The organism is Luteibacter sp. OK325 (assembly GCF_003050935.1).
Taxonomy (GTDB): domain Bacteria; phylum Pseudomonadota; class Gammaproteobacteria; order Xanthomonadales; family Rhodanobacteraceae; genus Luteibacter.
Genome location: NZ_QAOX01000005.1, coordinates 328,898 through 353,861, shown reverse-complemented (window position 1 = coordinate 353,861; position 24,964 = coordinate 328,898). Strand labels below are relative to the sequence as shown.

Genomic DNA, 24,964 nt, shown 5'->3' with positions numbered 1-24,964 from the left:
GGCCACTCAATCTATGGAAGATCACAGGAGAACGATAATGTCATCCGCACACGTCCCCAACGCCCGCCGCGCCTCCTTTGCCAAACGCACGCTTGCGCTCGCACTCGGTGTCGCGATGCTCGCACCCTCGTTCTACGCACAATCGGCCCACGCCTTCGACGCTGCGGCGAACACCACCGGCACGACGAAGGTGGACGAAAGCATCCGTCCCTTCCATGTCCACGTACCGCAGGAACAACTCGACGACCTGCGCCGGCGCATCGCCGAAACGCGCTGGCCAGACAAGGAGGTCGTCAAGGACGAATCGCAGGGTGTGCAGCTCGCCCGCGTGCAGGCGCTGGTCAAGTACTGGGGTACCGATTACGACTGGCGCAAGGCCGAAGCGCAGCTCAATGCGCTGCCTGAGTTCGTCACCAACATCGACGGCGTCGACATCCAGTTCATCCATGTGCGCTCGAAGAACCCACATGCCCTGCCCGTCATCCTGACGCACGGCTGGCCCGGCTCGACCTTCGAGTTCATCAAGACCATCGGCCCACTCACCGATCCGGTTGCCTACGGTGGCCGCGCGGAAGATGCCTTCGATGTGATCATTCCATCGATCCCCGGCTACGGCTTCTCCGGCAAGCCGACGGAACTCGGCTGGAATCCCGAGCGCACCGCCCGTGCATGGGATGTTCTGATGAAGCGCCTCGGTTACAAGCACTACGTGTCCCAGGGTGGCGACCACGGTTCGGTGATCTCCGACGCGCTCGCACGCCAGGCGCCGAAAGGCCTGCTGGCCATCCACCTGAACATGCCGGCCACCATTCCCGGCAACCTCGTCAAAGGCATCAACGCGGGTGACACGGCGCCAGCCGAACTCAAGCCGGATGAAAAGGAGGCTTACCAGTCACTGAGCACCTTCTTCGGTCGCAACGCCGCGTACGGCGCCATGATGGTCACCCGCCCGCAGACCATCGGCTACTCGCTCTCGGATTCACCCTCGGGCCTCGCCGCGTGGATGTACGAGAAGTTCGGCCAGTGGAGTGACAGCAACGGCGTGCCCGAGAACGTGCTCTCCCGCGACGAGATGCTCAACGACATCACGTTGTACTGGCTGACCAACACCGGCGCATCGTCATCGCGGTTCTACTGGGAGAACAACAACAATAACTTCAGCTCGGTCACCCAGCGTACGAACGAGATCAAGGTGCCTGTGGCGATCACCGTCTTCCCGCGCGAGATCTACAAAGCGCCGGAGAGCTGGAGCAAGGCCGCGTATCCGAGCCTCTATTACTACCACCAGGTGAGCAAGGGTGGGCATTTCGCTGCCTGGGAGCAGCCGCAGTTGTTCGCTGAAGAACTACGCGCTGCCTTCAAGTCGGTTCGCTAACAGCCGCACGTACTGTGGCAGCCGATTCAACTGTGGGAGCCGATTCAACTGTGGGAGCCGATTCATCGGCGATAGCCAGGTTATCGCAACCCCCATCGCCGCTGAAGCGGCTCCCACAAAGAGCCGCTGCTTCATTTACTGATAATCAGGCTGCTTCATTTACTGATAGTCAGAAATTCCAGCGGACGCCGAGATTCACCGCATTGCTCGTAGTGTGCGAAGCAACATCGGCGTTGTAGTACACGAACGTGCTTGCCTTCGGCGTGATATCGAAGCTCACGCCGACGCCCGCCTGCCAATGATTCTGCACCGGCCGCGAACCCTGCACGATGAAGCCATCCGACGGTTCACCCGCGAAGGCATTGTTCACCGTCACGGTATTGTCCTTCGTGTTGTGCAGGTAGCGCAGCAGCACGATCGGATGCAGGCGCGTACCTTCCACACCCAGGTCGACATCACCGACGAGTCGTGCACCCACGCCATACTGCATGCTGCTGGCGTCCGCGCGTCCCACCCTCAGGTCGGCATCGCCGGCATTCTTTTCGGTGAAGGCGTCGTACTTCACCTTGCTGTAGTACGCGCCGACGAACGGCTCCAGATGCATGGCCTTGCCGAGCTCGAAGCGGTAACCGCCTTCCAGTGCCGCGTTGGTCGCCTTGCCGTTGTAGTGCCCGGTAGCCTGTGGATCGAAGGGACCGACGACGATGCGGCGATTGCTGTCCGCATTCTGCCAGCCGTACGAAGCCAGGCCTTCCACCCACCACTGTTGCTGGTTGAAGTAGAGGGCATGCAAGCCAATGGATGCCTGGTCCACGTCGGTGTAATCGCCGCGGCTGTTCACCTCCGTGCGCGAGTTGGCGAAGTTGGCATGCACGCCCAGGCGAAGGTCCGGCGTCAGCGGTGCGTCGGTACCGATGATCACGCCATGGATGCGGTAATCGGTGTGTGCCGTATCCGCGCTGCGATCGAAATCGCTGCTCGACGTATACGGCTCGGCCCAGACCGCGGGCCCTTGCTCACCCGTATCGCGCTGCAGCTTAAGCCGATAGAACAGGGAGTCCTGGTACTGGCTCTGACCGCTCAGTTCCGCATTCGCGGCGGAGGCATAGGTTTCGCCCGTGAGTGAATCGAAGGCCTTGATAGCCTGGTCGGCACGCAGGCCGCGCGCGTAGCCCAGCAAGGTCGGCAACGGATTGCCGCCCGAGGTGGCGATATGCTGTAGCGCGGCGGCCACGCTTTCCTGGTTGCCGTTGAGGCCCGGGAACTGATCGAATGGTGTGCCGCCAGTCCCGGTGCCACCACCGGCCTGGCTAAGCGTGAGGATCAGCTCGTTGCCTTGCTGCGCGACGCTTGCATCGAGGAAGGGCAGTGTGTTCTGCGTGACACCCGCATAGACGCCAGTAATGCCACCACTCGCGTTGACGATGGTGTAGCTGGTCGTGGGCCCGTACGTGCCCGCCGAGGGTATGGACACCAGCTGGCCACCGAGCGTCGCGCCACCATTGACGTTGATGCTGTCACTCGTGCCGCCGCTGTCGCTACGAATCACGGTGGTCGAACCCCCACCGAGAGTCAGCCCGCCGACGGTCAGCACCGAGCCCGGTGTACCGGTTCCACCTGCTGCGCCCGTCGCGCCGTTGACGCCGCTCGGTGCCACCGTACCGTCCACCGTGACCGGACCGGTAATCGTCCCGCCACCGACCAGGCCGCCACCGCTGTTGATCGTGGCGGGCCCGCCGAGGTCACCGTTCACCACCAGCGTGCCGCCGACCGTGGTGCCACCGGCGAAGGTCACCGACGTGCCGCTGTCCACCGACAACGTACCTGCGCCGACATTGAGGTTAGTGATGTCGTTGAACGTGCCGCCGGGCAGACTGGCTTCGCCCGTGCCCGTGATGTTGAGCGTGGAACCTGGCGCGGTGCCGTTGACGGTGCCGGTCACACCCGGCAGATCCCCGTAGCCGATGTCGATGCTACTGCCACCGCCGAGATTCACCGTGCCGCCGATCGGGCCGGCCACCGTGACCGCGTTGCCGCTGCCGTCGAGATTGAGCGTGCCGCTCGCACCCACCGTGATGCCGCCCGTGTACGGATTGCTTGCGTTGAGGATGCCGCCGTTGACGGTAAGGTCACTACTGAGGCCGGCGAGTGAGCCGCCAAGATTGAGCGTGCCCGTACCTTCCTTGTCAACGCCGCCCGTGCCGCTGAGGCTTCCGTTCAACGTCAGATCGTCGGAACCTTGCACGGTGACACCGTTGCCGCCAACGGTGACATCGTTGCCGAGCGTGACGGCCGCGCCAGCCTGCAAGGTGGCGCCGTCGATGGCGAGACCGCCGGTACCCAGTGCCGTGTTGCTGCCGACCACCAGCGTGCCGCCGGTGACCGTGGTGCCACCGGTGAAACTGTTGTTGCCGTTCAATGCGAGCGTAACGGCACCGTCCTTCACCAACCCGCCGGCGCCGGAGATACTGCCATCCAGCGTCAGGTCGTTGCTGCCAGGAAGGGTCAGCGCCGCATCGAGCGCGATGTCGTTCGCCAGTGTGGTGGCCGCTGTCGCATCCAGCGAAGCCGCGCCGCCCACCGTGAGCGCGCCCGTGCCAAGCGCCGCGTCGTTGCCGACGCTCAGGCCGCCGGCATTCAGGGTCACGCCACCGCTGAAGCTGCTCGCACCGCCCAGCGCCAGCGTGCCGGCGCCATCCTTCACCAGGTCACCCGTGCCACCGATGCTGCCGTTGAATGCGGTGTCCGTCGCGCCGCCAAGCGTCAGCGTGTTGCCACCGAGCGCGACCGTACTGCCGGCCACACCCGCCAACGTGCCGATGGTCTGGTTGCCGCCGGCCGAGATATCGAACGCACCGGTACCCGTCAGGTTTACCGCGCCCGTCGAAGCGAGGCTTCCTCCGGCGCCGATCGCCAGCGTACCGGCGTTGATGTTGGTCCCACCGGTATACGTATCCGCAGCGGTGAGGGTCAGCGTCGCAGCACCGTCCTTGGTGAGTCCGCCCGCACCAGCGATCGTGCCCGCGAGCGTCAGGTCGTTGCTAGCCAGCACGGTCAGGCCTGCGTTGAGTGCGACCGTATTCGCCAGCGTGACGGCACTGGTAGCGTCGAGCGTCGACGCACCGGCGACGGTGAGCGCACCCGTCCCCAACGCCGCGTTGTCACCGACGGCCAGGCCACCTGCATTGAGCGTAACGCCGCCGCTGAAGGTGTTCGCACCGCCCAATGTCTGCGTACCCGGGCCATCCTTCACCAGTGAGCCGGTACCCGCGATATCGCCGTCGAAGCTCGCGTTGCCGACGCCACCCAGCGCCAGTGCATTCGCGCCCAGCGTCACCGTGCTCCCAGCGACGCCGTTCAATGCACCGATGGCCTGGTTACCGCCGCCGGAGATGTCGAAACCGGTACCCGCCGCGGTGAGGTTTACCGCGCCCGTGGTAACGAGGCTGCCACCCACACCGATCGCCAGTGTGCCGACGTTGATCGTGGTGCCGCCGGTATACGTGTTCGTGCCGGTGAGCGTCTCCGTACCGGTGCCTTCCTTGATCAGGCCACCCGTGCCGGCGATCGAGCCGCTGAACGTGCCATCGGTCGGGCCGCCCACGATCAGGTCGTTGTTGCCGAGATTCACCGTGCCGCTGCCAATCAGCGTGCCGAAAGCCTGCGTCCCGTTACCGGCCGACAGGTCGAACGTCGCGTTTGCCGCGAGGGTCACGACACCGTTGGCGTAAAGGCTCGCGCCCGCACCCAGCGCCAGCGTGCCCGCGTTGATGAGCGTGCCGCCGGTGTACGTGTTCGCGCCGTTCAACGTCAGCGTCGCAGCGCCATCCTTGGTCAGGCTGCCCGTCCCGGTAAGCTTGCCGTTGAGGGTCAGGTCGTTGCTGCCCAGCACAGTCAGGCCGGCGTTGAGCACGACATCGTTCGCGAGCGTCACGGCGCTGGCGGAATCGAACGTCGATGCGCCGCCTACGGTCAGCGCTCCTGTTCCGAGTGCCGCGTTGTTGCCGACGATCAGGCCACCGGCATTCAGCGTGACACCGCCGCTGAAGGTGTTCGCCCCACCGAGCGTCTGCACGCCGGTGCCATTCTTCACCAGTCCTCCGCTGCCACCGACCGTGCCGTTGAAGGTGGCATCGGTCGCGCCACCCAACGTAAGTGTGTTCCCGCCGAGCGCGACCGCGCTACCTGCGACACCGGCCAGCGAACCGACGGCCTGATTGCCGCCCGCCGAGATATCGAGGGTGCCGGTGCCGGTGAAGTTCACCGCGCCGGTCGCGGCAAGGCTACCGCCGGCGCCGATCGCCAGCGTGCCGTTGTTGATCGTCGTGCCGCCTGTATAGGTATTCGCGCCGGTGAGCGTGACGGTCGCCGCACCGTCCTTGCTCAGGCCACCCGCGCCCGAGATCGCGCCGCCGAGGGTCAGCGCGTTGTTGCCAGGCAGATCGAGGTTGGTGCCGCCGGCCAGGCCGATGTCGTTGACGAGGTTGAGTGCCGAGCTCGTGTCCAGCGTGGCGTTGCCGTTGACGGCGAGTGCGCCCGTCCCGAGCGCGCCGTTATTGCCGAGCAAGAGGCCACCGGCATTAAGGACGACACCGCCGGTGAAGAGATTCGCACCACCGAGTTCCTGCACGCCCGCGCCATTTTTCACCAGACCGCCGGTGCCGGCGATGAGGCCATCGTAGGTTCCGTTACCGACGCCGCCGAGTGTCAGCGTATTAGCGCCGAGTGTCACCGTGCTTCCGGTCACTCCGTTCAACACACCGATCGACTGGTCGCTTCCCGCCGAAATATCGAAGCCGGTGCCCGGAGCCGCGAGGTTCAAAGCACCAGAGGCGGCAAGGCTGCCGCCAACACCGATCGCGAGCGTGCCCGCGCTGATCACGGTGCCGCCCGTGAACGTATCGCTGCCGGTGAGCGTTTCGGTGCCGGCGCCTTCCTTGATCAGCCCGCCGGTGCCGGCAATCGAACCACTGAAGGTGCCGTTGGTCGGCCCACCGATCGTGAGCGAGTTAGCACCGAGGTTCACCGTGCCACCACCAGTGAGGGTACCGAAGACCTGCGCGCCGTTACCCGCGGAGAGGTCGAAGGTCGCACCTGTCACCAGGTTGACGATACCGCTGTTGGTGAGGCTTCCCCCCGCGCCAAGCGCCAGCGTACCGGCATTGATCGTCGTGCCGCCCGTATAGCTGTTGATGCCGTTCAAGGTCAGCGTCGCCGCGCCATCCTTGGTCAGGCCGCCGATACCGACGATGCTGCCGTTGAGGGTCAGCGCGTTGTTGCCCAGCACGGTCAGGCCCGCATTGAGGACGATCGCGTTCGTCAGGGTCACCGGGCCGCTGGAGTCGAGTGTCGCCGCACCGCCCACGGTCAGGTCGCCCGTGCCGAACGCGGCATCGTTGCCAGCCACCAGGCCGCCCGCATTGATCGTCAGGCCGCCGCTGAAGGTGCTCGCACCGCCAAACGTCTGCACACCGGCGCCCGCTTTCACCAACGCGCCATTACCGCTGATGGATCCGTCGAACGTCTGATTGGTTGCCCCACCGAAGCTCAGGGCGTTTCCTCCCAGCGCAATCGTGCTTCCCGCGACACCGGAAAGGGAACCGATGGTCTGCGCACCGGCCGCCGAAAGGTCGAGTCCGGCGCCCGCACCGGCCAGGGTCACCGCACCGTTCGCGGCCAGGCTGCCGCCAGCGCCGAGCACCAGCGAGCCGGCGTTGATCGTCGTGCCACCGGTGAACGTGTTGGCGCCGGCGAGCGTCAGCGTCTCGGTGCCGTTCTTGGTCAGGCTGCCTGCGCCAGTGAGGGCGCCAGCCAGGGTCAGCGCGTGACTACCCAGCTCGGTGAGGTTCGCGCCAGCGGCGAGGGAAATGTTGTTCGCCACGCTGAGCACCGCGCCGGCGTCCAGCGAGGCGTTGCCACCGACATTGAGCACACCCGTGCCGAGCGCGCCGTTGTTGCCGAGCAGCAGTCCACCGCTGTTGAGGTTCACGTTGCCGCTGAAGGTGTTGGCACCGTTCAACGAAAGCACCGAGGCACCATTCTTGATAAGGCCGCCCGTTCCCGTGACGACGCCACCCAGGGTGATGTCCTGGGTACCCTGCAGGGTCAGCGTACCGCCACTGAGGTTGATACCGTTGCCGAGGCTGACCGCGGCGCTGCTGTCGAGCCTGACCGCGCCGCCCACGGTCAGTACACCAGTGCCGATGGCGCCGCTGTTGCCGAGCAGCAGCTCGCCGCCGTTAGCGGTCAGACCACCCGTGAAGGTGTTCACGCCACTCAATGTCAGCAACGAGGCGCCATTCTTGATCACGCTGCCGGTTCCCGCGATCGCACCACCCAGGGTGAGGTTCTGCGTGCCTGGCAACGTCAGTGCGCTACTGCCGTTGAGGTTCACGCCGTTGGCGAGGGTGAGGGCCCCCGTTCCATCCAGGGTCACCGCACCGCCGATGTTCAACGCGCCTGTTCCGAGTGCACTCGAACTGCCCAGAACCAATCCACCCGCATTGACCGTAGTTCCGCCGCTGAAAGTATTCGTGCCATTCAAGGTGAGCAGCGACGCGCCGTTCTTGGTCAGGCCTCCGGTACCCGACACCACACCGTTGAGCGTCACGTTCTGACTGCCGAGAAGGTTCAGCGCACCGCCGGCAAGGTTGACGTTGTTACCCAGATTGAGTGCTGCCGTGCTGTCGAGCGTGCCAGCGCCGCTCACCGTGAGCGTGCCCGTCCCGAGCGCGCCTGTATTGCCGAGCAGCAGGCCGCCCTGATTGAGGTTCACGCCACCGCTGAAGGTGTTCGCACCACTGAGCGTCTGCGTACCCGCGCCGGTCTTCGTGATCGAACCCGTGCCCGCAATGATGCCGGCGAAGGTCTGGTTGGTCGCGTCACCGAAGGTCAGTGCGTTACCGCCGAGCGAGATGGTGCTGCCTGCTACGCCGGACAGAGAGCCGATGGTCTGGCTGCCACCGGCAGAGATATCGAAACCGGCGTCCGGTGCGCTCAGGGTCACGTTACCGTTCGCGGCGAGCTTGCCGCCGGCTGCCAAGGCCACCGTACCCGCGGCGATATTGAGCCCGCCGGTAAAGGTGTTTGCACCGGTCAGGGTCAAGGTGGATGCGCCGCTCTTGACCAGGCCGCCAGTGCCCGCGAGGACGCCGCCGAAGGTCACCGGTTGTCCGCCGAGGACGTTCAACGCCGCACCGGCGCCGAGATTCACGTCGTTAGCGAGGGTCAACGCCGCTGTGCCATCGAGCGTCACGGCACCGTTGACGGTCAGCGGGCCACTGCCCAGTGCACTGCTGTTTCCGAGAAGCAGGCCGCCCCCGTTCGCCGTCAATCCGCCGCTGAAGCTGTTCGCGCCGTTCAACGTGAGCAACGAGGCACCGTTCTTCACCAGGTTGCCTTGCCCGGAGATGATCCCGTCGAAGACCAGCGACTGGCCGCCCAGGAGGTTCAGCGAGCCACCGCTACCGAGGCTCACGCTGTTGCCCAAGGTGAGCGGCGCGGTGCCATCGAGCGTCACCGAGCCGCCGACGCTGAGCGTGCCGCTACCGATCGAGTTCGTGTTGCCGAGCAACAGGCCACCAGCATTCAGCGCCACGCCGCCGCTGAAATTGCTGCTGCCGGTGAGCGTCTGCACGCCGGCTCCCACCTTGACTAAGCCGCCCGTGCCGGCGATCGCTCCTGAATAGCTGGTGTTGCCGAGGCCACCCAGCGTAAGCGACTTCGCTCCCAGGTTCGTCGTGCCAGAGCCGGCTAGTGAACCGATGGACTGGTTCGCCGCCGCCGCGGAAATATCGAGGCTGGTGCCGGCACCGAGGGTCATGGCCTGCGTTGCCGACAACACGCCGCCGGAGCCGACGGCGAGGGTGCCGCCCGTGAGGGAGAAACCGCCGGTCATGCTGTTGATGCCGCCGAGCGTAAGCGTGCTCGTGCCTTGCTTCACCAAGGTGCCGGCACCCGAGAGCGCCCCGTTCAACGTCAGTGCCTGGTTGCCGAGAAGATTGAGGCTCCCTCCACCATTGACGACGAGGTTGTTGGCAAGGTTGAAGGTACCGGTGGCATCCAGCGTGACGTTGCCGCCCACAGTCAGCACACCCGCACCCAACGCATTCGCATTACCCAGCAGCAAGCCGCCGGCGTTGAGATTCACGCCTCCGGTAAACAGGTTCGCACCACCCAGCGTGACGACCGCGGTATCGGTGACCGTCAGGCCACCCGCGCCGGAGAGCACGCCGCCGAGTGTGAACGCATTGGTACCGGCAAGCTCGAGTCGGCCTGCGTTGAGATTGATGTCATTCGCCAGCAACAGGCCCGCCGCAGATGCGGCGATGGCACCTCCGTTCACCGTCATCTGCCCAGTGCCGAACACCCCTCCATTATCGAAGTTGACCAGACCGTCGTTGATCGTCGCGTCACCGGTAACCGCCGCTCCCTGCAGGTTCCAGGTACCGCTGTTCACGACAAGATGCTGGAAGTGAAGATAGTTTGCGGCATTAATCGTCGAGACCGCACCATCGGTGCCCGCGCCTGTGCCGGTGGCTGAGTTCTGCAGAAGCAGTCGGTTGTTCGTGCCGAGACCACCATCGACGATGCCCGCACCAGCCAGACTGATGTTGATCGTGGCGATGATCGCGTTGATGCCGATGCCGTCATTGATGACGTTCGAGCCGCTGACCGCGGTGAAACTGTTGCCGGTGGGCGTATCGCCCATATAGAGGCTGCCGTTCAAGGTGCCCGCATTGACGAAGGTATTGCCGGCTCCCGGCGTGCTCGATGCACCGAAGCCGATACGGCCCGTGACGGTGCCCGTGTTGGTGAAGTTCGTCTGGCCACCACCGTAGGTGACGATCGCCGGTGCGTCGGCCGTGCTAAACAAGCCCACGCCAAAAATCGACATACCGAACGTACCGTCGTTCCGGATATTGGTGACGCCACCGGTCGCGTTCTGCACCGTGAGCGCCTGACCACCGATGCTCAGTAGCGAACCAATGTTGACCAGGCCATTAATGGTGCCGCCGGCCAGGTTGTTGAAGTTGATGGTGTTCCCGCCGATCGCATTATTTCCGAGCACTGCACCGGATGCGGCGAGACTCAGGCCACCATTGAGGGCCGGGTCGATCGTACCCTGGTTGTTCACGGTGATGCCGTTGCCCGACAGGGTGAGTGCGGTTCCGCCCAGCAACGGCGGCACGCTGACCACCGCACCCGACTGCACGTTCACGGTGACCCCGTTAATCGCGTTCGCCGCGTTGTTGGTATTCGATCCGGTAGTGCAGGTTATCGTGACGCCGGCCGTAGTACACGCGGCGTGGGCGTTGCCGCTGAGCAAAGGCATCGCCAGCATCGACGCCAGGGCGAGATAGATTCCCCTGCTGAGTGAATTAGGACGAATGCTTTCCACGTGACGCTTGTTCATACCACCCCCGGTTAAGTCCAGCCCATTCCCGGATCCGGGGAATGCCGGCCGCACTTCAACGACGACGCCAGTTACCTGGGTCGCTAGCAGATAGACGTCTGAATGAATGACGCCGGATTGGCCTCAATGCATGAGGTCGACGTGCGCGGCCAGCCTATGCGAGCGCTCTCGGGGGTGAGTGCACAAATCCGGCGAGGGGGATTCTCAGCATTTTCTAAGGCAGGCTGAGCGCCTGCACCTTTTCCTGCATAGTCGACAAATACGGCAGGAGACGACCATTTATTGGCGCGACGTCCAGGCGGTGATTTGCTCGCAAGGCCAGTAAGAATGCGCGCGCCAGCGTTTGCTCATGCCGTGTTGACGTTCGAGGCCCGGATGCGGCGACACCTTGACGCAACACACCCGGCTATCGATTCTTGCCGATTATCTATGTCGATAAGCAAGTTGTCGCGGCGGCGTAGGGCTCAGGGATCGTTAACGAAGTAACGACTCGGCGTGTCGTAGTCCGGCATCTCGATGACGACACCCTCGTTGCGAAAGCCGAGATTCTCCAGTACCCGTATCCATCCGTCGTTGTCCAGCGTGGTGATCGCCACGACGCGACCAATGCCCCTTTCCCGACGCGCCTCGTCCAGTACGGCGGCACCGGCCTCGCTGGCATAGCCACGCCGATGGTGCATCGCAAGAAAGGCGTAGCCGAGGTCGGGGAAGTCCAGTGAGTCGCGACGAATCAATCCGCACATGCCGATGGTCTCGCCGCTTGGTTTGAGCGCCACCTTGTAGAGGCCGAACCCGTGAGTCGTATAGCTCTTGAGAGGGCCATCGAGCAGGTATGACTCGGCGCCGGCAAGGTCACGAACGCCCCTGTCGGCGATGTTCTTTATGAAATCCGGTTCATTCAATAGCTCGAGAATGAAGCCGGCATCGTCGGTGCCGAACTCGCTGATGGATAGCCGGTCCGTTTCGATCGACCAGAACTTTGTAGGCTCGCGGAGAATCGTCGTCATGGACCTGTACGCATCACGGAGGTTGCGTTGAAGAGTAGCGTGGCAGGTTTGGCTTACGCTACTGCAGCAGCCGGTTGATCTCCTCCACATCCTTCAGCTCCGCCGCACCGACGGTGCGCTTGAGCAACAGCTTGTTGAGAATGAAGTTGTGGCGGAGCGCGGTGTACTGCGTGCGGATCTGCGCGAGGATCTCAATGGCAACCACCACGTTGGTGAGGCTCTGCGTGCCGATGTCGTAGCCGGCGCGCAGGGACGCCAGCGACTTCTTCGCGGCGTCAACCGCGTCGCGCGCATCGTTTACCTGCCCTATCCCGGCGACCACGAGATTGAAGTAGTTCGTCGCGTCGCGCGCCGTCTGGCGACGGACCGATTCGAGATCGCTCTGGTCTTCGTCACGCTGGTGAATAGCCTGGCGCACCTGGGACTGGGTCAGGCCGCCGCTGAAGAGCGGCACGGAAAGCACCAGACCGATCGTCGTGCTGCCCGGGCCGTAGGCTGCCGTGCCACGGGCCGAGTTCGACCACGCGCCGACCTTGTCGTAACCGACGGCCGCGTTCAGCGTCGGTAAGTGCCCGCTGCGTGCGGCGTTGATCGAATGCTCATCCGCACTCACCAGATGGTTCGCAGCGATCACCGATGGATTCTGGCGCAGGGCCTGGTCGACCCAAGCGGCGGCGTTGTCGGGTGTCGGCGTCTCCATGGGAAGATCATCGCGGAGTGTCTTCAGCGTGCCCGGCTCCTTTCCGGTGAGCTGCTGGAGCGCGCGCCGTGCATCCTTCAATGCGTTTTCCGCATCCACACGCTCCGACTTGATCAGGAGGTAATACGCTTTCGACTGGGTAAGGTCGGCTTCCGGTGCCAGACCCTGATCGAACTTGATGGTCGCCTGGTCGAACGACTGCTTGTACGCATCCTCGTAAGAGCGGAACACTTCGACCTGATCCGCCGCGACCAGCACGTTGAAGTACGCGCTCGTCGATCGGACATAAAGGTCCTGGAGCTCACCTTCGTACGTCGCTTCCTGCGCTTCTTCGGTCTGCTTGGCCTGCCGTTCGCGGGCGAACTTGGAGAGATCGAGCACGGACTGGTTGAGCGACAGTGTCAGGTCGCGCTCGCGGCTGTGGCCGTCTCCGCCAGTGTTCGGCGTGCCATCGCTGTTCGTGCCGTTGGAGAAACTCGGGTGGAACTGCTGCAGGCTGAGTCCCGCGGAAAGTTGCGGGAGCAGCGCGGCACGAGCCTGCGGCACCCCTTCGGCCACGACGAGGCGGCGCGCATCGGCGCTGGCCAGCACCGGATCGTTGGCGACGGCTTCGCGATAGATGTCCATAAGGTCTTCCGCGCGAGCTACCGCGGGCAGGCCGGTCATCGTGAGCAGGCCGGCGAGGACAGCCGACAAGGTCCGAGTTTGCATGTATGTGTTTCCCTTGAGCACCCATGAGCTTGCCGACGTCGGTGCAAGTACCGTGCCGTCGGCTTGCCGAGCGGGGCACCGCCGCATGGAGTGGCTCGGGGCCTTCCTCTTCTCTTGAATCCGGCGTGCGGAGGCGGGATGCGAAGGGTGTCCGCGGACGCTGGGCGGCGGACACTATCGGTCAGTCCGGCCCCGTCTTGCCGGCTCCCTCCCAGTGCATGCGCACGTGCGCCTGAGCTGTGCATTGCACGCCCATAAGGGTCAGGGCAGCAATCGCTTCCAGACTGAGGGCCACGCGCTGGCAGTCGACGCGGTCGGCTTCGTGGATCAGATCGGCCAGAAGGCCGGTGACGCCTCTCGCGTACTGAAGCCATTGAATGGATTCGTTCATGAGGTCGTGTGCGGAAGCATCGGGATCGGCGTGGTAACCGATGCTGCGTTCCACTGGGTGTTCCTTCTTCGCGGGCATGACGTGGTTCCTTTGAATTGCCACCGCACCCTCATCCAGGTGCGGCACGCCGAGCACAGGCACGGCGTGCCGCGGATCTACGGATTCGCGGGTTCATTGGCTGTCCGTGTCCGGACGCCGGGCGGTGGGATTGACGAAGTGTGTGGCGGCGTCAGTTCGTTTGTTCGGAGCACACGGGAACGAGTTCGATGTCACGCAGCATGTGATCACGATTGCGACTCATGATCCTGCCGCGCTGAGGCAGGCCAGGATTGAGATTGAGGCCCACTGAACTTTTATGCGTTATGCCCGTCTGAGGATCTGAGTTCGACGCGGCGCCTTGTGGGACTGAGGGCCAGCGAGGGAATCGTCACTGCGCCAGAGGGATGGAATGGTGCGATCTATGGGTGTGAATCTCAACGGCATTTCGATCTCCGCTCGCCGCGTAGCCGCCATTGTCGTGACCGTCGGTTGCCATGTCGGCCTACTGATGGTTCTGTTGCGACCGGCGTCCAACATGGTGGACACGACGGCAATCGCGGACGACAAGACACCCTCGCTCGAGCTGAGGTTCATCTCAACGCCTCTGAAAAAGTCGCCTATGCCGACATCACAGACGCCTCAACTGGCCGGCAGTCGAGACGCGCCTGCGAACGAATCGGCGCGTTCGCGAGCCCGCCGTACCAGAGCCGTGATTACACGCTCGGAAGCGAATTCACCCAATGCTCCGATCACGGCCGAGGCACCCACACAACCTGTCGTTCCTACCGCGTCCACTAGTCCCGGTACCTCCGACCCACCTATGACCGCCCCGACTTCCACCGGTGACGGCGGTTTCCGTGAGCGGCTGGGCAACGCCCAGCACTCCCAAGGCGTCAGGGGCGTCCCCGGCTCCGACGCACCTGTCGTTACCGGCATTCAGCTGACCGATCCGATGAACCAGGGAGTCGGCGCCGTGATGCGCAGCACCCAGCGTTTGTTTGGCATCACGGATCGCCACTGCATTGATGTTGAAGTCTGGCAAAGCCTTACTCCGGAAGAGCTCAGCGCGCGACATCTCTCGCCCGGTGATGTGAGAACGGAACAGGAGAAGTACAACTGCAACCGGCCCCTGGGACTGAGCTTCTAGGTCGACACAATCAACGGGTCAAGGAAAGGCAGGAGCAGAAGGTCGGGACGTTCCAGTGAACCGCGAAGCCGTGGATGCTCAAGCCGCCTCGGTCATTGCCTCGCCCAACGGTATCCAGGCGACCGGGCCGTCCCCGATCTGGATCCGCAGGGCCAGCTGATTGTCGACCTGGACAAGCTGGGTCATGGGCGCCTTCGCCGCGAACAGCGACTGGGCTTCCCCGGCACGCTCAAGCGCGGCCATGGACTGCGGCGCTACCGTCCGCACCAGAGTGACTAACGCGGCCGTCTCGCACCGTGCCAGTGCCTGCTGGCACAAGGCAAGCAAGGCGGTCCGGTCCTCGTCCTCCGGCATCCCCATCGAGGTAGACCGATGCAAGCGCCCCATCATCCGATGCAGTCGCTGCCGTGATGCCACTTCGCTGCGCCCGGACAAGGCGCCGAGCTCAGCGTGGCTGAAATCGAAAACCTCATGAAGCAGCAGCGCTGCCACATCGTCGGCTGGCAGGTTATGGACCAGGTTGAGCAAGGCTTCGTCGACGCGCTGGGACTGTGTTGCCAGGCGCTCCGGCTGAGAACCGTCGACTCCGTCCGTCCACTCTTCAGCGAGCTGCCCAAGGATGGTTCGGTAGCGACCCTGTCGACGCAACTGGTCGATGCACAGGTTGCGCAGCACTGTTACGAGCCAGGCTTCCCGGTCGGCTGCCGAGGCGGGCAACGCACCATCGGTGGTACGCAGATAGGCATCGTGCAGCAGATCTTCGGCGGCGCTGGCGTCACCCAGCCAGTGTCTGGCCAGGCCGATCAAGCGCCGGCGGAGCGCGGTGTCTGCGGCGAGCGGATGGTCATGGACTGGGAATGTCACGTTCGTGTCCGCTCATTCGTTGATGGGGGTGAACCTACCACAATGGAGCGATTCCCCATGTTTGCGAATGAGACGGACAACACCCCCCAACCGCTGCAGAACAGCGCCTTCCTGGAAGAGAAAACCTTCCGCACCCGGACTGTCATGGTCTTCGGCACGGTCACCGACACGATGGCCGCGGAGACAGTGCGCCGCCTGCTTGCGCTCGATGCTGAATCGAACGCGCCCATCGACATGATCGTCTCGTCCCCAGGCGGCCATCTCGAGTCCGGTGACGTGATCCACGACGCGGTGCGCTTCATCTCCTCGCCGGTCAACATGGTCGGCACCGGCTGGGTAGGAAGCGCTGCCAACCATCTGTATCTCGGCGCACCGCGCGAACGCCGCTTCTGCCTGCCGCAGACCCGTTTCCTGATCCATCAGCCCAGCGGCGGCGCGGGCGGACCGGCCAGCGATATCGCCATCCAGGCGAAGGAGATCCTGAAGGCGCGCGAGCGCATCGCCATGGTCATTGCGCGAGAGAGCGGCCAGCCCATCGAACGGGTGCGCGAGGATATCGAGCGGGATAAGTGGATGTCCGCCGAGGAAGCCGTTGCATACGGTCTCGTTTCGCGCATCATTGTGCGGCGCGATGAGCTGCGCGAAGGCTAGGTCGTTCCTGGCACGATGGTTGTGGTGGACCTTGGGGAGATTGCCGTGACTTTGACGAGGCAGGTTCTGTTGGCGACGGTCGTCGGCGTGTTGGTCACGCTTATCCTGGCATGGCTCTCGTATCAGGCCGGCGAAGCAGGCTTCGAGGGCCTATCGAATGCGCTGTTCTGGCAGAACTCGCTTCTGCAATCGGCTGTACCGCCACTCGATCTCGGAACGGCCGATCGCCCTGTCTACGACGGGATGCTTCTGATGATCCTCGCGTTCGTCCTTAACTTCGTCATCGGATTTATCGTTTATGGCGTGTCGGCCTTCGTGATCGTAAGCAGGATGGCCGAACGCGCCGGCCATCTTCGGTCCAGGCGGTAGTTTCGAACCGGCGCGTTTTGAGAACCTGCGGGTTCGATCTCAGCGAACCGACGGGCTACATCACACGCCTTCAATCATGAAGACCCGATAGCCGGCGCCCTTGAGCCGGTGTTCTTTCGCTTCGCTGTACAGCGGACTGTTGTACCAGGCGAGGGCTTCTTCCTTGCTGGGGAAGCTGAGGATTACGGAGCCTTCGATGGGGCTGCCTTCCAACGTCTGGATATCCCCGTAGAAGGCAAGCGGCGTCAGCGGATGACCTTCACCCGCATGGTGGGCTTTCTCGGCGTAGATGGCCATTTCCTTCGGATCGGTGGTGCGCTCACGAGTGAACACGACATAGGTCGTCATGGTTGAGATCCTGAGAAGACATTCGACGGGCGGTCGGCCGCGCAGCATGCGCGGCCGACCGAGCAAGCATTACCAGGGAAGCGTCTTGCCGAGATAAGTGAAACTTCCCGTCGGGCCATCCGCACCAATCAGTGCCATGCCGACGCTGCTCTTCGCACCGGTCGGCACGTCGATCTCGCCCTGACCACCGTTCATGTCGGTCTGCACGTAGCCCGGATGGACGGCGTTGACCTTGATCGGCGTGTCGCGCAACTCATAGGCCAGATGCACGGTCCACGAGTTGAGTGCGCTTTTCGACGCATCGTACGCGGGGACCTTGAAGGTGTAGATCGGCGAGTCGGGATCCAGGTGCATGGTGATCGAGCCCAGCAGGCTCGACACGTTGACGATGCGAGCCGCCGGTGCCGCCTTGAGCAGGGGCAGGAAGGCCTGCGTCACTTCGACCACCGCGAACAGGTTGGTGTCGAACGTTTCACGCCAGGCGGCAAGCGTCTGCTCCGACGGCGCCTTGGCCATGTCGTCGACGATGATGCCGGCGTTATTGACCAGGATGTCGAGCTTGCCAAAGCGCGAGGTCACGTCGGCTACCGCTTTCGTGATGCTGTCGCCGCTGGTGACATCGAGCACGACCGACTCGACCGGGAGGCCCTCGGCCTTGAGCTTGTCCGCCGCCGCCTTGGCGCGACCGGCGTCGCGGCCAGCGAGAAGCGTGGTCACACCGGCCTCGGCCAGCTGGCGAACCGTTTCCAGGCCGATGCCGCGCGTGGCGCCCGTAACGAGGGCAACTCTCTGTGTAGTGTTCATGACGTATCCCTATCCAGAAATGACGATGCAGACCGGAAAGCCCGGGCGCTGGTATCGACATAGGGATGCCTTGGGCGGAGATAAAGGGGGCGGCTATCCGTGAGGCGTCATGTCATGAACGTCGGAGTGAGGAGGGTAATCTTCTGCAATTCTGACCGCATACGTCACTGCATAGTGGCCGGTACCATCCATTTTCCAGGGGAACGCCATGAGTGAGATCGAAGTTGACGCGTCACATGACGCCCCACGCCGCAAGTTCGTCACCTCGGCGGGCCTGACCGCCGGCGCCCTCGTCGCTGGCGGCGCATCGGTCGTTCAGGACGCCATGGCAGCGCCTGCTCCAGCCCCCTCGAAGGCCGCCGCCGGAGCGCACCGGGCCGAGTCGTCCACCGTTGTCACCAAGGACGGCGTCGAGATCTTCTTTAAAGACTGGGGCCCGAAGGACGCACAGCCCATCGTGTTCCACCACGGCTGGCCGTTGTCAGCGGATGACTGGGACGCGCAAATGCTCTTTTTCGTCGAGCACGGTTATCGCGTCGTGGCGCACGATCGACGCGGACACGGCCGCTCGCAGCAGGTAAGCGATGGGCACGACATGGATCATTACGCGGCGGATGCGTGGGCCGTCGTTGAGCACCTGAACCTGAAGAACGCCGTGCACATCGGTCACTCCACCGGTGGTGGCGAAGTCGCCCGCTACGTAGCCAACTTCGGGCAGCCGAACGGCCGCGTTGCCAAGGCCGTACTGGTAAGCGCGGTGCCTCCGCTGATGCTGAAAACCGCGGCGAATCCTGGTGGCACGCCTATCGAAGTGTTCGACGGATTCCGCAAGGCCCTGGCCGAAAATCGCGCGCAGTTTTACTTCGACGTTGCCTCCGGCCCCTTCTACGGCTTCAATCGGGCGGGTGCCAAGGCTTCCCAGGGCATTGTCCAGAACTGGTGGCGTCAGGGCATGATTGGTGCCGCCAAGGCGCACTACGATGGCATCAAGGCCTTTTCAGAAACCGACCAGACGGAAGATCTCAAGAAGATCACCGTCCCAACCCTCGTGATGCATGGCGACGATGACCAGGTCGTCCCTTACAAGGATGCTGGTTTGCTCTCTGCAAAGCTCATCAAGGGCGCGAAGCTGAAGATTTATCCGGGATATCCCCACGGCATGCTGACCGTGCACCCGGATGAGCTCAACAACGACATCCTCGAGTTCATCAAGAGCTGACCCAGCCAGCTACAGCCGGGCCGGGGCGCAACGCCCCGGCCACGGCAACCGTTAGGATTCCGATCCGTCTTGCCGCCCTTCAGCCGAGGGAGGGCATCTCGCCGAGCAGCTTATCCAGCGTCACCGGATAGTCCCGTACACGTACGCCCGTCGCGTGGTGCACGGCGTTGGCGATCGCTGCCGCTACGCCGCACAAGCCGAGCTCGCCCACGCCCTTCGCCTTCATCGGCGAGGACATCGCATCGGTTTCGTCGAGGAAGACCACTTCCTGATGAGGGATGTCCGCATGCACGGGCACTTCATAACCAGCCAGATCGTGATTGACGAAGAAGCCGAGGCGTTTGTCCACGACCAGCTCCTCCATCAATGCCGCGCCAGCACCCATGGTCATGGCACCGATCACCTGGCTTCGCGCGGTCTTGGGATTGAGGATCCGGCCGGCGGCGCACACCGCGAGCATGCGCCGAATGCGGATCTCAGCGGTGGCGGCATCCACCCCCACCTCCACGAAGTGCGCACCGAAGGTCGACTGCTGGTAACGCTTGCCGAGATCGCCGTACTCCATGCTGTCCTCGGCAACGATGTCGCCGCCTTTTGCCACGCCGGTGAGAGACTCCGTGCGCTGTCCGGAGCGAACATTCCCATCTTCGAAGACGGCGTCGTCGGGGTTCATTCCCAGCTTCTGCGCGATCGCTTCGCGCAGTTTCACGCAGGCTGCGTAAACGCCAGCCGTAGAGCTGTTACCGCCCCACTGGCCGCCGGAGCCCGACGACACGGGAAAACTGGAGTCGCCCAGGTGCACGTCGATGCGATCGACGGGCAAGCCGAGCATCTCCGCTGCCGTCTGCGCGATGATGGTGTAACTTCCCGTGCCGATGTCGGTCATGTCGGTTTCAACGGTCACGCGACCGCGCGCATCCAGCCGCACGCGTGCCCCCGACTTTTCCGTCAGGTTGTTGCGAAATGCCGCAGCGACGCCGGTACCGACGAGCCAGCGTCCGTCGCGCGTGGAGGCCGGCTTGATGATGCGCTTGTTCCAGTCGAACCGATTCGCGCCGGTGCGCAGGCACTGCACCAGCTGACGCTGTGAGAATGGCCGCTCGGGGTTCTCAGGATCGACCTGGGTGTCGTTACGGATACGAAACTCGACCGGATCCATGCCAAGCTTATCGGCCATTTCGTCCATGGCTATCTCGAGCGCCATCAGCCCCGACGCCTCACCCGGTGCGCGCATGGCGTTGCCTTCGGGCAAGTCGAGTACGGCGAGACGCATCGCCGTCATCCGGTTCGCGCCTGCGTAGAGAAGCCGCGTCTGCGCGACGGCTGTCTCCGGCTTGCCGCCAGGTAGATCACCCGACCAGCTCTCGTGACCGATAGCCGTGATCGTGCCGTCTTTCGTTGCACCGATCCGAATACGCTGGATGGTTGCCGGTCGGTGCGTCGTGTTGTTGAAGATGAGCGGTCGCGGGAGGGTCACCGCCACGGCGCGCCTGGCGGCTCGTGCACCAAGCGCCGCCAACAACGCGTCGCTACGTACGAACAACTTGCCACCGAAGCCACCACCGATGTACGGCGCGATGAGGCGCACATTCTCCTTCGGCACACCGAGCGTGGTCGCGACATCGCCGGCGCCCCACGCGATCATCTGGTTGGATGTCCACAGGGTGAGCTTGTCGCCCGTCCACGAGGCGATGGACGCATGCGGTTCCATCATCGCGTGCGAGTGATCGGGCGTCGTATAGCGGCCCTCGAACGTGACCTCGGCGCCAGCATAAGCGCCTGCGAAGTCACCCACGGCGGTGTCGGCCTTCTCGTCCTTCGGTTTCGTTGCCGAGGCGACCGCAGCGCGCAAGTCGAACGCACCGCTCGTGCGGGCGTAGTCGACCTTCACGAGCGCTGCCGCGGCACGGGCCTGTTCGAATGTCTCCGCCACGACCAGGGCAACGGCCTGGTGGTAGTGCTCGATCGTCGGACCACCCAGAAGCGCCGCGGTGTTGAATTTCCCCTTTCCCAGCTTGCCCGCGCTTTGCGCGGTGACAATCGCCAGCACGCCCGGCGCCCGGCGCGCGCGCGTCAGGTCGATGCCCTTAATGCGTCCCTTGGGAATGGACGAGGCCACGATATAGCCATAGGCGTGATTCGGCGCGGCTTCGTGCTGCTCGTAAGCGTAGTGCGCTGTGCCGGTGGTCTTGTGCGGGCCATCGATGCGATCGAGGGGTTGGCCGACGACCTTGAGCCGGTCGATGGGATTCGTTGTTGCCGGCGTGTCGAACTTCATGACGCGTCTCCCTTGGCTTCGGCAAGCACGGCATGGAGCGTTCGCTCCGCAAGAACCACCTTGAAGGCGTTCTCCCCGGTGGGCGTGGCATTCGCAAGGAGATGCGCCGTAAAGATCTTCGCGCCCTGCGGCAGATACGGCTCCGCCGCTTCGTCGCGCCACGGCTTCGGTGCGACGCCACCCAGGGCCACGCGTCCGGAACCATCCTTTTGGACGATGGCCGCCACCGACACCAGGGCGAAGGCATAGGAAGCCCGGTCCCGGACCTTATGGTAGATGTGCATGCCGCCCACCGGCTTCGGCAGCGTCACACCGGTGATCAATTCCCCACGCTCGAGTACGGTTTCCACATGGGGCCGCGCGCCCGGCAACCGATGAAAGTCCGCGATGGGAATACGGCGAGTCTGCCCGTCGGCGCGAACAGTCTCCACGACAGCGTCCAGCACGCGCATGGCTACCGCCATGTCACTGGGCTGCACGGCGATACACGACGCACTGCCACCAATCACGGCGAGCGAGCGGCTCGAGCCGCCGATTGCCGCGCAGCCACTGCCCGGGAGCCGTTTGTTGCACGGCTGGTTCGTGTCGTAGAAATACGGGCAACGGGTACGTTGCAGGAGATTGCCCGCCGTCGTCGCCTTGTTGCGCAGCTGCCCTGAAGCGCCTGCCAACAGCGCCCGTGAAAGCAGACCGTAATCACGGCGTACACGTTGATCTGCGGCAAGATCCGTATTGCGGACCAGGGCACCGATGCGAAGGCCTCCGTCGGACGTAGCTTCGATGGTGTCCAACGCGAGTCCGTTCAGGTCGATGAGGTGCATGGGCTCCTCGACCCCGATCTTCATCAGGTCGAGCAGATTGGTGCCGCCAGCGATGAACTTCGCACCCTCTGTTCTTGCGGCTGCCGCTGCCGCTGCCGCGGGCGAGGTAGCGCGCTCATACGAGAACGGCTTCATGCGTGGCTCCCGGCAACTTCGGTGATCGCTTCGACGATGTTGGAATAGGCGCCGCAACGACAGATGTTGCCGCTCATGCGCTCCCGCAGTTCCGTCGTCGTGAACTGCGCCTTCACGGTGAGGTCGGCGGAGACGTGGCTGGGAATATCGTTGCGAATCTCATCCAGCACGGCGACGGCCGAGCAGATCTGCCCCGGGGTGCAGTACCCGCATTGGTATCCGTCGTGCTTCACGAATGAAGCCTGCATGGGGTGCAGGTTGGTTGGGGTGCCGAGGCCTTCGATGGTCGTGACCTTCGCGCCCTGGTGCATCACGGCCAGCGTGAGGCACGAATTGATGCGGCGCCCATCCACGATCACCGTGCAGGCGCCGCACTGACCGTGATCGCAACCCTTCTTGGTACCCGTGAGGTGCATGTGCTCGCGCAAGGCGTCGAGCAGCGTGGTGCGGGTATCCAGCGTAACGTTTTGCGGCGTGCCGTTGACGTCCATGGCCACCGATGCATTGACCGGCTTGCGTCCGCCATCGGTGATCTGGGCAGCCGGCAGGCTGCCTGCGGCAAGCGCACCGGCGGATGCGGCACCCAGTTTGAGCACCTCGCGTCGCGTGAACTTCCACTTGCTGAAGTCATTCATGCGCGTTTCTCCTTATGAGCCGGCCGGGCTACGACCGAAAATCATACTTATAGGAGTGAGTGAGCTGTGTGAAATGAAGGGCTTAGCGAACGGCCGTGGTTACCGTGACAGCCATCAACCGAAAAATCAGCAGGCATGCGTCCTGAAGAAGACGACCACCTGGATGATGCGAATCGAGAAGAAGACGTAGGCCACTCCGAGCGCCACCTGGAGCGCCATGTGCCATCGGAGCTTGTTCAGCTTGCGCAGCCCATCAAGAAAATTCAGGGTTATCAGCAATACGCCGATCGCAATGACGATGTAGCTAAGTGTTGACGGATTGGCCAAACCCAGAAGGCTTGCCGCATCGTCTCGCTTCGCCGTGTCGATCCCGGCGGCAACAATGATCGTTGCTACCACCGCGTTGCGGGCGTGATCAAAGATGTGCCTTATGCCACCACGTTCGAATAGCGCTTGTATGGCGGCGTCGACGTAAGCCTTCATGCAGCTGCCCCTTCTCGAATCTTGCATGATCTTATTCGAAGCGACTATTCACCCCAAGTCAGAACCGCGCTCCGCTTGTCCTATAGAGGGTGAATCTCACGCCTGGCGGTGCCTTTCCTGTTGCTCCGAGCCCCACGTTTTCGGACAAACAGGGCAAGGGCGACCCCGGGAAGACGTACGCGAGCGCGTCAGGGGAAGGAGCATCGGCGCGGTCCTCGAACTCGAACGGGTCACTGGCAAGCCAATCCACCACGAGCCATCCAATGCTGCTGCCTCCATCCACGCTTGTCGCAGAGCTGTCTGCACAACATCGCCGCCGCCCTCTTGGCCGACGTCCTGCCGAAGCTTGCGCGTTCCGAGATCGTCACGCTAATCAGATCCTCCATCTCACCAGTGCCTCTTGCCTAAGGTCTCGGGCCCGATTGTCGCCGATCCGTGCCATCGCGTGAACGCGTCGACGAATCCGTCGAGCGCCCTCGTCTCAGAACAACTCTCCCTGCGGTGACGAGATTCTCGGCGGCACGAACTGCGACGTATCCAACACCGTATCCCAAGCCCGATCCAACCCCGCCTTCCGCGTCGCAATCTGCACCCGCTTGCGAATGATGTCCGCAAACACTCCCTGCCCGCGCATCCGCGTCGCAAAGTTCGAGTCGTAATCCTTCCCGCCATTCATCTGCTGGATCAGACTGATGATGTGCGAGGCTCGATCCGGGTAATGCACTTCAAGCCACTCGCGAAACAGCTGCTTCAGCTCATGCGGCAAACGCACGCACGTGTAACCGATCGAACGTGCGCCGGCCGCACCCGCCTGTTCGATGATCGCTTCGACATCTTTCTCGTTGAGCGCCGGAATAATCGGCGCAACCAGCACACCCACCGGTACGCCAACGCGACTCAATGTTTCTACCGCCTTCATCCTTCGATGCGGCGCACTTGCTCGTGGCTCCAGCTTCGACGCCAGCTTGTTGTCCAGCGAGTTGATCGAGATAAACACATGCACGAGGTTGCGCTCGGCCATCGGCACGAGGATGTCGAGGTCGCGCTCGATGAGCGCGTTCTTCGTGACGATGGTGCACGGGTGGTTGCACTCGTTAAGCAGCGCCAGCGCCGCACGCGTCAACCGCCACTTCTTCTCGATCGGCTGATACGGATCCGTGTTGCTGCCGATGTTGATCGGCTTGCAGACATAGCTCCGCTTCGCGAGCTCACCGCGTAGCACTTCCTCGAGGTTGATCTTGGCGAACAGCTTGGTCTCGAAATCCAGCCCGGCCGAGAGATTGAGATAACCATGTGAGGGGCGCGCGTAACAGTAGATGCAGCCGTGCTCGCATCCCCTGAAAGGATTCAGGGCCTGGTCGAATCCGATATCCGGGGAGTCGTTGCGGCTGATGACCGACCGGGCGAGTTCTTCCCTGGTCTCCGTCGGCGGCCGGGTGGTTTCATCTTCCCGGTACCAGCCATCGTCTTCGGCCACGGAGCGGGTCTTCTCGAACCGGCCCTCCGGATTGGAGGCGGCTCCGCGGCCCTTGTGCGGGTGAGTGGTGGGGATCGGAAAGGACACTGTACAAA

At 63.5% G+C, this 24,964-nt stretch carries 17 protein-coding genes; 5 read left to right on the top strand and 12 right to left on the bottom strand.

Annotation, left to right across the window (positions count from 1 at the left end; genetic code table 11):
* Positions 1–37: 37 nt before the first annotated feature.
* Positions 38–1,375, top strand: a complete 1,338-nt coding sequence (locus C8J98_RS13545) for an epoxide hydrolase family protein (RefSeq protein WP_107913706.1) — start codon at positions 38–40, stop codon at positions 1,373–1,375.
* A gap of 169 nt (positions 1,376–1,544) precedes the next feature.
* Here C8J98_RS13545 and C8J98_RS13540 read toward each other — a convergent pair whose 3' ends face one another.
* From C8J98_RS13540 to C8J98_RS13525, 4 genes are all read right to left on the bottom strand, one after another.
* Positions 1,545–10,790, bottom strand: coding sequence for an autotransporter-associated beta strand repeat-containing protein (locus C8J98_RS13540; RefSeq protein ID WP_107913705.1), 9,246 nt, complete (start codon positions 10,788–10,790; stop codon positions 1,545–1,547).
* A gap of 464 nt (positions 10,791–11,254) precedes the next feature.
* A complete protein-coding gene (locus C8J98_RS13535; protein ID WP_107913704.1) occupies positions 11,255–11,797 on the bottom strand; it encodes a GNAT family N-acetyltransferase in 543 nt (180 codons plus the stop codon).
* 58 nt (positions 11,798–11,855) lie between these two features.
* Positions 11,856–13,208: a TolC family outer membrane protein gene (locus tag C8J98_RS13530; protein ID WP_107913703.1), complete on the bottom strand. Its 1,353-nt coding sequence runs from the start codon at positions 13,206–13,208 to the stop codon at positions 11,856–11,858.
* Between the two features lie 181 nt (positions 13,209–13,389).
* Positions 13,390–13,677: a hypothetical protein gene (locus C8J98_RS13525; protein WP_107913702.1), complete on the bottom strand. Its 288-nt coding sequence runs from the start codon at positions 13,675–13,677 to the stop codon at positions 13,390–13,392.
* A 382-nt stretch (positions 13,678–14,059) separates the two neighbouring features.
* On the opposite strand from C8J98_RS13525, the gene C8J98_RS13520 reads away from it, so the two are divergent.
* Positions 14,060–14,785, top strand: coding sequence for a hypothetical protein (locus C8J98_RS13520; protein ID WP_107913701.1), 726 nt, complete (start codon positions 14,060–14,062; stop codon positions 14,783–14,785).
* Positions 14,786–14,863: 78 nt separating this feature from the next.
* Here C8J98_RS13520 and C8J98_RS13515 read toward each other — a convergent pair whose 3' ends face one another.
* A complete protein-coding gene (locus tag C8J98_RS13515) occupies positions 14,864–15,649 on the bottom strand; it encodes a sigma-70 family RNA polymerase sigma factor (RefSeq protein WP_107913700.1) in 786 nt (261 codons plus the stop codon).
* On the opposite strand from C8J98_RS13515, the gene C8J98_RS13510 reads away from it, so the two are divergent.
* Together C8J98_RS13510 and C8J98_RS13505 are read left to right on the top strand one after the other, a co-directional pair.
* On the top strand, positions 15,626–16,300 hold the full coding sequence (locus tag C8J98_RS13510; protein ID WP_343125724.1) for an ATP-dependent Clp protease proteolytic subunit: 675 nt from the start codon (positions 15,626–15,628) through the stop codon (positions 16,298–16,300). The two genes, C8J98_RS13515 and C8J98_RS13510, sit on opposite strands and share 24 nt — an antisense overlap.
* A gap of 69 nt (positions 16,301–16,369) precedes the next feature.
* Positions 16,370–16,669 (top strand): hypothetical protein, encoded by a 300-nt coding sequence (locus C8J98_RS13505; protein ID WP_158272704.1) that lies wholly within the window; start codon positions 16,370–16,372, stop codon positions 16,667–16,669.
* A gap of 60 nt (positions 16,670–16,729) precedes the next feature.
* On the opposite strand, the gene C8J98_RS13500 is transcribed toward C8J98_RS13505, so the two are convergent.
* On the bottom strand, positions 16,730–17,017 hold the full coding sequence (locus tag C8J98_RS13500; RefSeq protein ID WP_107913697.1) for a DUF1330 domain-containing protein: 288 nt from the start codon (positions 17,015–17,017) through the stop codon (positions 16,730–16,732).
* Positions 17,018–17,086: 69 nt separating this feature from the next.
* Complete coding sequence (locus C8J98_RS13495; RefSeq protein ID WP_107913696.1) at positions 17,087–17,821, bottom strand: SDR family oxidoreductase; 735 nt, start codon at positions 17,819–17,821, stop codon at positions 17,087–17,089.
* A gap of 325 nt (positions 17,822–18,146) precedes the next feature.
* Between C8J98_RS13495 and C8J98_RS13490 the strand changes: the two genes are divergently transcribed.
* Positions 18,147–19,040, top strand: coding sequence for an alpha/beta hydrolase (locus tag C8J98_RS13490; protein ID WP_233260239.1), 894 nt, complete (start codon positions 18,147–18,149; stop codon positions 19,038–19,040).
* Between the two features lie 79 nt (positions 19,041–19,119).
* On the opposite strand, the gene paoC is transcribed toward C8J98_RS13490, so the two are convergent.
* The 5 genes from paoC to C8J98_RS13465 all read right to left on the bottom strand — a co-directional run bounded on the left by paoC (position 19,120) and on the right by C8J98_RS13465 (position 24,956).
* Positions 19,120–21,318 carry an aldehyde oxidoreductase molybdenum-binding subunit PaoC gene (gene paoC / locus C8J98_RS13485; protein ID WP_107913694.1) on the bottom strand — a complete coding sequence of 733 codons (2,199 nt, stop codon included), beginning with the start codon at positions 21,316–21,318 and terminating at the stop codon, positions 19,120–19,122.
* A complete protein-coding gene (locus C8J98_RS13480; protein WP_107913693.1) occupies positions 21,315–22,274 on the bottom strand; it encodes a xanthine dehydrogenase family protein subunit M in 960 nt (319 codons plus the stop codon). Before C8J98_RS13480 ends, paoC begins: the two co-directional genes overlap by 4 nt.
* Entirely contained in the window at positions 22,271–22,909 is a 639-nt protein-coding gene (gene paoA / locus C8J98_RS13475) for an aldehyde dehydrogenase iron-sulfur subunit PaoA (RefSeq protein WP_107913692.1), read from the bottom strand. The genes C8J98_RS13480 and paoA overlap by 4 nt, the downstream gene beginning before the upstream one ends.
* A 126-nt stretch (positions 22,910–23,035) precedes the next feature.
* Positions 23,036–23,392 carry a hypothetical protein gene (locus tag C8J98_RS13470; RefSeq protein WP_107913691.1) on the bottom strand — a complete coding sequence of 119 codons (357 nt, stop codon included), beginning with the start codon at positions 23,390–23,392 and terminating at the stop codon, positions 23,036–23,038.
* 481 nt (positions 23,393–23,873) lie between these two features.
* Positions 23,874–24,956, bottom strand: coding sequence for a PA0069 family radical SAM protein (locus tag C8J98_RS13465; protein WP_199229914.1), 1,083 nt, complete (start codon positions 24,954–24,956; stop codon positions 23,874–23,876).
* Positions 24,957–24,964: the final 8 nt, after the last annotated feature.

Bases quoted from the DNA above. Each gene is read 5' to 3' on its own strand.
- C8J98_RS13545 (WP_107913706.1), top strand. From the start codon at position 38: ATGTCATCCGCACACGTCCCCAACGCCCGCCGCGCCTCCTTTGCCAAA.
- C8J98_RS13540 (WP_107913705.1), bottom strand. From the start codon at position 10,790: ATGAACAAGCGTCACGTGGAAAGCATTCGTCCTAATTCACTCAGCAGG.
- C8J98_RS13535 (WP_107913704.1), bottom strand. From the start codon at position 11,797: ATGACGACGATTCTCCGCGAGCCTACAAAGTTCTGGTCGATCGAAACG.
- C8J98_RS13530 (WP_107913703.1), bottom strand. From the start codon at position 13,208: ATGCAAACTCGGACCTTGTCGGCTGTCCTCGCCGGCCTGCTCACGATG.
- C8J98_RS13525 (WP_107913702.1), bottom strand. From the start codon at position 13,677: ATGCCCGCGAAGAAGGAACACCCAGTGGAACGCAGCATCGGTTACCAC.
- C8J98_RS13520 (WP_107913701.1), top strand. From the start codon at position 14,060: ATGGGTGTGAATCTCAACGGCATTTCGATCTCCGCTCGCCGCGTAGCC.
- C8J98_RS13510 (WP_343125724.1), top strand. From the start codon at position 15,626: ATGGTCATGGACTGGGAATGTCACGTTCGTGTCCGCTCATTCGTTGAT.
- C8J98_RS13500 (WP_107913697.1), bottom strand. From the start codon at position 17,017: ATGACGACCTATGTCGTGTTCACTCGTGAGCGCACCACCGATCCGAAG.
- C8J98_RS13495 (WP_107913696.1), bottom strand. From the start codon at position 17,821: ATGAACACTACACAGAGAGTTGCCCTCGTTACGGGCGCCACGCGCGGC.
- C8J98_RS13490 (WP_233260239.1), top strand. From the start codon at position 18,147: ATGGCAGCGCCTGCTCCAGCCCCCTCGAAGGCCGCCGCCGGAGCGCAC.
- paoC (WP_107913694.1), bottom strand. From the start codon at position 21,318: ATGAAGTTCGACACGCCGGCAACAACGAATCCCATCGACCGGCTCAAG.
- C8J98_RS13480 (WP_107913693.1), bottom strand. From the start codon at position 22,274: ATGAAGCCGTTCTCGTATGAGCGCGCTACCTCGCCCGCGGCAGCGGCA.
- paoA (WP_107913692.1), bottom strand. From the start codon at position 22,909: ATGAATGACTTCAGCAAGTGGAAGTTCACGCGACGCGAGGTGCTCAAA.
- C8J98_RS13470 (WP_107913691.1), bottom strand. From the start codon at position 23,392: ATGAAGGCTTACGTCGACGCCGCCATACAAGCGCTATTCGAACGTGGT.